Consider the following 8,821-nt stretch of genomic DNA (forward strand, 5'->3'; position numbering starts at 1 on the left):
TCGGATACAGGCGATCTTCACCTCAAACGCCACGCCACTTGGGGAATGCAGGTTTAGAGGTTGAGGCCCGAGCGCCCGCGCGAGACCTCGATCGAGGGCGTGCGGGTGCGCTGTCGCTCCCCTGCCCCGTCCAGGCCTGTGCCGAATTCCCGCTCCTTCTGAAGCTCGAGCTCGCGGTCCTTCGTGGGCGCAGGCGCCATGGGGTCCTTCGCGGCCGCCCCGCGAGCCGCGTTCCAAAGATCGCGGATGTGGTCCAGCGCCACTGGCTTCTGACCGTCGTTCTCGGCGAGCATGCGCAACACCCTGGGAGCGTCATCGGTCACCATCTGGCCGATGCGGGTCAGGCGCGACCAGTTCACGTAGTTCTTGGTCTCGGCGACCGCCTGGCCCGCGCGGGATTCCAGTGTGGCGATCGGCGCCTCGATCGATCTGCCCTGGGCGCGCTCCGTCGTCATCGCGTAGGCGTAGCTGGTGAAGCTGAGGGCCGGATCCTTGGCGGAGATCTTCTCGCGCCGACCATCCTCATGCACGATGGTCCAGGTCTTCCTGCCCTTCTCGACCACGGTGAACTCCGCGCCGCGCTCATACCCGCGATCCTTGAAACGAGCCTCCCAGACCAGGCGCTCGCCCTTGGCAATCTCGTGTGTGCCCAGGGCGTAGCTCGAGAAGCTCGCATAGCCGCGCCCATGGTCCGCGGTGAGGTCGACGGTTCTCGGCAGCCCGCGGTCGGGCTGGACCTTGAGCAGGTTGTTGCGCAGGTCGATGCCGACAACCGTGGCCCGGTCCGACTGCGTCGCGCCCCGGCCACTGAACGCGGCGTTGAAGACCAGGATGTTGCCGAGCTCGTAGGAGGCGGCGCTGAACTGCTCGGGCCGGGTCAGGTGGCGGTGCGACAGGCGCTCGCGGGTCTCATCCTGCCTGCCCAGTCGCCCCTCCTGCCGGAGCTCTCCGCGCGCGAGGGCCGACTGTAGGGCCCGCATCCGGTTGGTGGCGGTGATCAGCACGGACTCCAGTCCGGCCTTGCGGCTCTCGGTCCAGAGGTCGACCGCCTTTCGCGCAAGATCCACATCCGAGGCGTCTGGCCCCAGGGCATGGACGTGGGGCGCAAGCTTGGCCATCCCCGCGCGCAGGCGGCCCTCGGCCAGGTCCTTCACCCCGTCACGGAGGTTCCTGGCGGCGTTCCGTTGACGCAGGATCGTCTTGATCGGGAACTGCTGGATCTCCCGGTCGAGCACCGCCTTGAACACGTTCCCCGCCCCCGGGCCCCCGGTTTGGCGGGTGTCGCCGGCGATCGTCACCGAGTCGATCTGCAGGATCTTCACCGCGCGCGCGAGGCGATAGCCCGCCTCATTTGTTAGGGTGGAGGCTTCGTCGACGATCAGGTGTGTCTTGCGCAGGGACGCGCGGCGCGCAGCCAGGCGCTCGCCGCCGGCGGCGATATCGCGCTCGACGCTTTGCAGCCAGGACACCACGGTCTGGGACTTGATGCCGGCGCCACGCTGCAGCGCCTTGGCGTGCGTGTTGAAGCTGGCGAGGCCAAGCACCTTCTGGCCCTCGCGCTCGGCGATCTGCCGCACGGTGTCGAACGCGAACGTCTTGCCCACGCCGGCGAACCCCGGAACGGCTCTGAAGCGGTCCTCGGAGATGAGGAACCCGGCCACGGCGTTACGTTGATCGGCATTGAGGCGATCGGCGCCCGCCGTCGCCGCGAGGGCCGCATAGACCTGTTCTGGCGCCAGGATGGGTCGGGCTGCGCCCTTCCCAGCATCGACGGCGCGGACGATGAACCGCTCAACCTCGACGGTGCGCCGCGTCGTGAAGCCGTGGTGGTCCTGCTTGTCGGCGGCGACCACATGCCCATCGCTCTCAAGTCGTCCCATGGCCGACTTGATCCGGTCGAACGTCACGCCGGCGGGCGCTGCGCGGAGCGCGTGGAGGTAGGCGAGGTGGCGGCTGTTCACGGCGCTCTGCTCTTCGACAACCTTGACCCCGAACGACATCAGCCGGCGGGCCTCGAGATCGGGGTCCGATCGCGGGGCGGACGGTCCAAAGGCATCCGGCTTTGTGTTGAGCTTCAGGAAGTCGCGGAAGGCGGCGTTCCAGCGCTGCAGGGTGTCGCTCATCCGCCCCTTCAACGTGGGCGTCACGTCGCGGCCGCCGCCCTCCGCGCGGCTGAGCAATCCCTCCAGGGAAGCCCCGTCAACCTTGGCCGCACGCGCCAGCCAGCCGTCGAGGAGCGCCTCCCGATCGTGCACCGCCTTGTTCTTGCGGGTCTGCTTCTGGACCATGTTCCGCTGGTGATGCGTGACCTTTTGCACGCCGCGCTCGGCGGCGAGCTGGCGGCTGGCGCGTTCGATCTCCGAGGCGCGCTTGCTGAACTCATCGAGCAGGCGGGGGTCCGCCCCGGCCAGTTCCCACTTCAGTTCGCCATGGCGCTCGAGGTTGAAACCATCCGCCATCAGACGCGCCTGCAGCTCGCGGGCGCCGACCTGTGAAGCGACCTGCTGCCACTTGTAGATCTGGCGGGTTTCGAGCGCTCCCCAGGCGCCGGTCTCCGGGTTTTGCGTGGTGTTCGCGGTCGGATTGTGGACGTGAAAATGCGGGTCGCCGGCCCGCGTCGTTCGATGCAGGACCGACGCGTAGACGAGGTTACCCGTGTGCACTTCACGGATGGATCCGTCCTCGCCGCGAACGCGGGTGACGGCATGGTTCTCCTCCAGGTACTGCATCATGGCCTTGTTGGCCGCGAGCACATGGTCCTGCAGGCGGGCTGCGAGGCCAGGATCGGATCGCTCCGCCGCGACGATCGCCAAGCTCACACTCTTGGGCACCGTGAAGGTGAAGTCCCAGCCGGGGTGATGCTTCTCCTTCGTGGAGGCCCCGCTCAAGGCCGGGCCCTCCGGATCGGGGTTCTTTCCGGCAAGGACCGCGTGGAATTCCTCCGTGGTCGCCAGACCGGACAGCCCCAGGGACGCGGCCCCCTTGCCGCCCCATTCGATGCCGGGCGCGCCGGCCTCGCCGGTCACATAGTAATCGTCCTTACCGTAGTAGTTGGCGGCGCCGGCCGCGCTGCGGATGCGGGAGGGTGTCATCATGGCGAGGGATCCACTGGCGCGGCGCGCAAGGTCCGCCGCGCGCGTCGGGGGTTAGGACTGGCGGAAGACGTCGAGGCTGGGCGCCGGCGTTCCGGCGTCCGGTGGCGCGTCCTTGTCGGGGCTCTCTCGCCCCTCCTCCCCCGGCCGTTTCCGCCACGCAGCGACACCGACCAGCGGGACGTCCGCCTGGTCGTCTCGCCGGACTTTGTCGTGCAGTTGGGCGTAGGCGCTGGCGGGTTTGGGCCCGGCCTCGGCAAGGCGCTTGGCCTCTGCCTGCATGGCGTCCTCGGTGCTGCGCCAGGCGGTGTGTTCCGGGCCGCCGGCGGCCGCGCCCTCGCCCAGGGCCTCGCCCGTCGCCGGCTGGTCGGGACGCACGGCGCGCGCGCCCTCAGCCGCTGCGCCCTCTCCCTCCACCACCACGCCGTCGGCATCGAACAGCGATCCGTCCGCGGCTCGGCCCGCAGCCGCCATGGCCGGGGTTTGCGCTGGCGAGGCCGCGGCGGCCGGCGCCCGGGGCGCGGCGGGCTGCTTCAGCGACTGGAAGAAGGCATCCACCGGACCGACACCGACGGGGAGGATCAAACCCTCCGCGCGCTTGCGGCGGGCGGTGTAGCCGAAGCGCAGCGTCGAGATCGGGAAGGGTTCGCCCTCCCGCGCGTTGGAGAGGCGGATGAACCCGTGGAACTTGGGTAGGTTCATCACCTCGTCCGGGAGCGCCACGAGTTCCAGCTCCTCGCGCGGCGTCAGCCCCACACCGTCGCGCAGCGTGTTGGCCCCGTACGAGACGGTCTCATCGACGCGACGTGTCTGCCGCCGCCCGAGCTGTTCGGCCATGTGCTTGGCGGTTTCGGGATCCTGGCATCGCAGGATCAGCTTTGTGGCGCACTGGCCGATGATCGTCTGAGCGATCTCGTGGCCGTAGATCTCCTGGATCTGGGAGACCTGCTGCATCCCCAGCACGACGCAACCGCCGTACTTCCGCAGACGCTCGGGCCCGCTGGCCAGGCTGGTGACTTTGCCGAGGCTCGGGAACTCGTCGAGGATGATCCAGGTCGTGTGCCGCGAGCCTTCGTCGACCCGGCCGAGCAGGGCGCTGACCACCAGCTCCGACCAGAAGCTGAGCAGCGGACGCAACGACTCCATGTGCGTTTCAGGCGCGGACATGAACAGGAAGCCGGGGCTGCGCTCCGGCCGATTGACCCACGCGCGGAGCGAGAAATCCGCTCGGTTTCCGGCCAGGTGGACGAGGCTGTTGATGCCTTCCGACAGGACGCTTCGAAGCGAGTCCGTCCGCCCGTTTGACCCGCCGGCCAGATGGGTGGCGGCAGGGGTGTTCTCCACCAGTTTCACCAGCACATTCATCGGCCCGAAGAACACCTTCAGCAGGTCTTCCAAGGTGGCGTCGGGGTACTGTCGCTTCAGCTGGTAGGCGGCGTAGACGAACACCTGGCGCGTCGCCCGCGTCCAATAGGGATCGCCCGACTTCGGCTCCTTGAAGATGCACACCGCGAGCTTTTCGAACTCGGGCAGCTCGTGGGCGTCATTGTACGGCGACCAGCCCACGGAGCGCGCGTCGTAGGGGTTCAGGATCAGGTCGGTGTCGGCATTGAAATGGTAGGTCGTGTATTCGAGCTCCGGGTCGTAGATGATCGCCTGATCGCCGCGCGCGCGGATCGATTCCAGCAGTTTGTGGATAGCCTGGCTCTTGCCGGAACCCGGCGATCCAACCGTCAGCGTGTGCTCGCGCTCGGTGGCGTAAGGGTACGCGACGCCGATGAGTTTGACCGCTCGGAAGGATCGATCCTTTCGGCGCTTCGTCTCGGCTTTGTTGAACGCTTCGACCTCGGCGACGAGGGCGCTGAGCGGCACGGCGCGCTGCCCGCGGATGAAGCGGCTCTTGAGCTTGTCCTCGCCGCTTTGGATGAACCAGTTGGTGGCGATGCAGAGGATGATCACCACGCCGGCGATCCAGATCCAGCCGGCGAGCTGCAGGTTGTGGAAATAGACGTCCGCGTAGGGCGTCATCCATCGCAGGTGAAGCACCTGGTCGTTGGTGTAGACGCGCTCGAACCCGTCGAGGCCCTTCAGCGTCATCTTCTGCGGCCAAGGCCAGCCCCACCAATTGAAGCAGCGGGCCAGGGCATATTGCAGGCCATAGGTCTGCTGCAGCTCGGACGACTTTGCATTGCCCAGCCAGAGGCAGATCGCGCCCCAGATCACCGCCGGGATCGCAAGCCGGCCGATGACCTCGAGGATCATGTCCAGCGTATGATTGAATGTCTGGCCGCCCCGTAGCCAAGCCTCGCCTGTGCCCCGAATTCTACGCGCCATGAAAGTGCCCTTCCCGCTCGATGGAGAAAGGCTGACGTTTGAGGCGTCCCGAGCCGCCCTTGTTCTACCCCGCCCCGAAGACCTCGAAAAGGGCGCGCACGCGCGGATCACCATCGTCGGGCGGGCTGCCGACCTCACCAGGGCGCCGCCTCGGCTCTCCGTAAAGTTGGGCGGCCAGTTTGGCGCCCTGGTCGCGGATCTCGCGGACCTCCTGCGCCGGAAGGGTCTTGGCGGCCACGGCCGTGATGAGGCCCGCGGCGATGAAGGCCTCCACCGCCGCCTGCTGGGCGAAGTAGTCGGTATGCACCGGCCCGGTCTCAAGGATCAGGTTTTCGAGGTGCTGGGTCGGCGTGATGGCAAGCGCCGCGGCGTCCCGTTCGAGTTTGTCCAAAGCGACCGTCGATAGCCGCCAGCCCCGGGTCGGTCGGGCACGGGGTTGCGAGCGACGTGTGGGCATCACCGGTCTCCCTGTGCACGTTTGTGCACGCGCAACCCACTGTAATTCAAGGCATCCGACGTGCAAGCCGAAAACGTGCACAAACGTGCACCACAAATCTCACCAAAAAGCGGCGCAATATCCGCGACTTAGAAACCCGCAGGTGTGCGTGACGTGCCCTCTCCTTTTCCCCACCACGGGGAATGACCGAGCTTGCGAGGTCCCGGGTTGGGGAAAAGGCGGAGCCACAGGTCTTCGGCCGGGACGGCCGTCCGCAATGGACGAGACCCGACGCGACCAGCGACCAACGATGGACCGCAGGCCGCAGGCCAGGTCCGAGCGGGAGTCGGGGGAGGATGCCGGCCTCGCCATCGCCGTCCCGGCCGCGCGCCAGCAAGGCCGCCGGCGACCCCCTCCGCCATGGCGATAACGACCTTGGAAGGTAGGACAAGTCCCCGGTGAGGCGGCCGGACCCAAGCAAAAAGGGGGGAGCCGAAGCTCCCCGGATCAGTAGGGCAATTCTGCCATGTCAAAGTCAGGCGTGGGGAGGTGCTGGCGCTCCCAGGCGAGCTCCGCCCGCATCTCGGCCGCATACTTCTCCATCGCCTCGTCGTTGATCAGCTCGGGGACGTCGCCCCGATCCCAGAGCGGCATCAGCACCAGGTAGTAGCGGTGGAAGGCCCCCTCCCCGCAGTCCAGGTCGAGAAGGAAGGAGCGCCAGTGCGCGAACTGCTCGTCTTGCGAGAGAGCGTTCCAGTCGGCGGTGAGGGCTTCGATCGAGCGCATGTCCAGGTCTCCGTTTTCGCGCCGCTCCCCGTGCGCGGGGTAGGCCCCTCAGTAGCCACCCGTCAGGACGCCTTTGGCGGCCTGCGCGAAGCGAGGGCGGCGGGCCCTCTACTGGGCCCGGGCGCGACGGCGACCGGCGTGCGCCAGCCCCGAAGGGCGGCGTGCGAGGGAGGTTGGGAGCGAGCTCGGCCGCGGCGTTCTCGCTCGGCGGTCAGGCCGGCTCGTGCGCCGGCTTTTGCGTGGGCGCGCGGCGACGCACCGGTTGCGGAGCACGGGTCGGCGCCGTGACCTCGGCGGGCCGGGGCGCCGTACGCATGGCCGCCGCAGCCGCCGGCGTAAGCCCGAAGGCAGGCGCCGTCTCGGGAGCTTGGTCGGGCGCATCCACCTCGCGCGAGGTCGCCGACCAGGCCCCGTAGGCGATGCTGAACACTGCAAGGTAACTCCAGAGGATCCCGCAGCTCAGGTACGCCCAGCCACTGATGGTGGGGTCGACAATCTTGGCGACATGGGTGCCGACGAGAAGAAGCGAAAAGCCGGCGGTGAACAGCGGCCAGTATCGCTCCGAACGCAGCGCCACGAAGGTGGTGACGACGAAGATCGCGCAGTCGATCGGCATGATTGCCCACTGCGGATCGTTGCCATAACGGTAGTTCATCATCGAGAGGATCCAGCCCACGGTCCAAGCGCCGTGGGCGATCTTCTCGTCGCGGCCGCCCCGGGTGCAGACCAGGACCGTGGTCGCGAGCACGACCGTAGGGTAGACCCAATGCGGAAGCTGGTACGTGGACAAGTGGCACTCGCCCTCTCGACCGAGGGTTGCACCTTGGCAGAGCTTTCGCGATCTGAGAACCCCTCCGGTTGAGCTTCCAAAGGCCGGCGAAGCCGGCGCCAAGACCGTGAGGTGGCCGCGAGCCACGGCGGCGCAAATGGACCGCTGCGACGGCCGCGAAAGAGGGCGCGCCGGTCCTCCTGCGGCGACATGGAGGCCGCTCGTCTCAGCGCCCGAGGCTCGGCTTCGACGGGGCCGAGGCCGCGAGCTGCGCTCACGCACGGTAGCGGCAGGGCTCGTTCTTCAAAGCCACCCGGATCTCCGGCGTGATGGCCGCTGCAGAAGGTGAAGACGGGCCTGGCTGGCGAAGTGGCGAGGCCCTGGGCGGTATGGCCGCAGGGCCTCGCTCGAGCGGTCATGGAAGGGGGGTTCGATGACCGCTCAGGCTCATATGGGGCGTCCGCGGCCGTTCCGCCAGACACGAAGAAGCCCCGCCGGCCGGGAGCCAGCGGGGCTTGGCAATTCGCTCGAACCGCTGGCCGTCAGGCCAGCTTGACGATCGCCACGACTATTGAACGTATGGCACATACTGGACAAATGGGACGTTTAGGGTTATCTCTGACCTCGTGATCGAAGAGGATCGTCCCATGACCGCCGCGAACGCTCGCCGCTCGACTTCTCAAGGCCCCGGCAAGATGGCCAGCCCTGTCGCCGCAGATCTGATCGGCATGTTCACCCAGCGCAATCCAAAGTCCAGCCGGGGCGAGCTGAGCGAGGTCGTGAAGCTGGTCGCAGAGTTCAGCGCCACGGCGACGAAACTGTCACCGACCGCGCGCAAGCGCCTGATCGCGCGCAAGGCGCAGTTCAAGAAGCTCATCGCCGAAATCGCCGCCGAGCCGGAAGCCGCGCCGCAAACGCTGAAGCTGGTCGCCAAGGCGCCGGCCGAGGTCAGCCAAGGCGCCGGTCTGGGCCAGGTGCTCTCGGCAGACGCAGGCAGGGCGCGGATCGCGGCGTATGCGACGCCCGTCAAGGTCGAGGATTGGGCGGGCCCGCTTGCGGGCCCGACGGAACTTGAGCGCGACTTTGGCGTCGCCCGCTCCACCCTGCACAATTGGCAAAAGCAGGGTGCGGTGATCGGCCTGCTCGTGGGCGTGCGCAAACACGCCTTCCCGACCGAGCAGTTCGTCGACGGCCGGCCCGTGTCGGGGCTTGGCGCCGTCGTCGAGGCGATCGGCGAGCCGCGCACCGCCTGGCTATGGCTACGTGAGCCCAACCCGGAGCTCGGCGGCGCCGCCCCGTTGGCGCGCCTGAAGGCCGGAGCGACCGACAAGGTCATTGAGGTGGCCCGGTCGAACTTCGCCGGCGCGTGACGCTCGATCCCGACATCCTGGCCGACCTCGCCGT

The 8,821-nt window shown here is 68.0% G+C and carries 6 protein-coding genes; 1 reads left to right on the plus strand and 5 read right to left on the minus strand.

Translation table 11 applies throughout. The annotated features are described in order from the left end of the window. Positions 1-53 precede the first annotated feature (53 nt). The 5 genes from mobF to QZV94_RS19985 all read right to left on the minus strand — a co-directional run bounded on the left by mobF (position 54) and on the right by QZV94_RS19985 (position 7,396). Positions 54-3,095, minus strand: a complete 3,042-nt coding sequence (gene mobF, locus QZV94_RS19965) for a MobF family relaxase (RefSeq protein ID WP_293680950.1) — start codon at positions 3,093-3,095, stop codon at positions 54-56. A gap of 51 nt (positions 3,096-3,146) precedes the next feature. After that, the gene (locus QZV94_RS19970) at positions 3,147-5,354 is read right to left on the minus strand and encodes a type IV secretion system DNA-binding domain-containing protein (RefSeq protein WP_293680952.1); all 2,208 of its coding nucleotides are present in this window, start codon (positions 5,352-5,354) and stop codon (positions 3,147-3,149) included. Positions 5,355-5,490: 136 nt separating this feature from the next. Then, positions 5,491-5,817 (minus strand): hypothetical protein, encoded by a 327-nt coding sequence (locus QZV94_RS19975; protein WP_293680954.1) that lies wholly within the window; start codon positions 5,815-5,817, stop codon positions 5,491-5,493. A gap of 552 nt (positions 5,818-6,369) precedes the next feature. After that, entirely contained in the window at positions 6,370-6,648 is a 279-nt protein-coding gene (locus tag QZV94_RS19980) for a hypothetical protein (RefSeq protein ID WP_293680956.1), read from the minus strand. A 211-nt stretch (positions 6,649-6,859) separates the two neighbouring features. Then, entirely contained in the window at positions 6,860-7,396 is a 537-nt protein-coding gene (locus QZV94_RS19985) for a hypothetical protein (protein WP_293680958.1), read from the minus strand. 668 nt (positions 7,397-8,064) lie between these two features. Between QZV94_RS19985 and QZV94_RS19990 the strand changes: the two genes are divergently transcribed. Beyond that, a complete protein-coding gene (locus QZV94_RS19990) occupies positions 8,065-8,787 on the plus strand; it encodes an antitoxin Xre/MbcA/ParS toxin-binding domain-containing protein (protein WP_293680960.1) in 723 nt (240 codons plus the stop codon). The last annotated feature ends 34 nt before the right edge of the window (positions 8,788-8,821 follow it).

Origin of the sequence: uncultured Phenylobacterium sp., from assembly GCF_902826855.1 — a bacterium.
Lineage (GTDB): Bacteria > Pseudomonadota > Alphaproteobacteria > Caulobacterales > Caulobacteraceae > Phenylobacterium.

Coding starts and splice junctions, on each gene's coding strand:
- QZV94_RS19990 (WP_293680960.1), top strand. CDS start 8,065: ATGACCGCCGCGAACGCTCGCCGCTCGACTTCTCAAGGCCCCGGCAAG.
- mobF (WP_293680950.1), bottom strand. CDS start 3,095: ATGATGACACCCTCCCGCATCCGCAGCGCGGCCGGCGCCGCCAACTAC.
- QZV94_RS19970 (WP_293680952.1), bottom strand. CDS start 5,354: ATGATCCTCGAGGTCATCGGCCGGCTTGCGATCCCGGCGGTGATCTGG.
- QZV94_RS19980 (WP_293680956.1), bottom strand. CDS start 6,648: ATGCGCTCGATCGAAGCCCTCACCGCCGACTGGAACGCTCTCTCGCAA.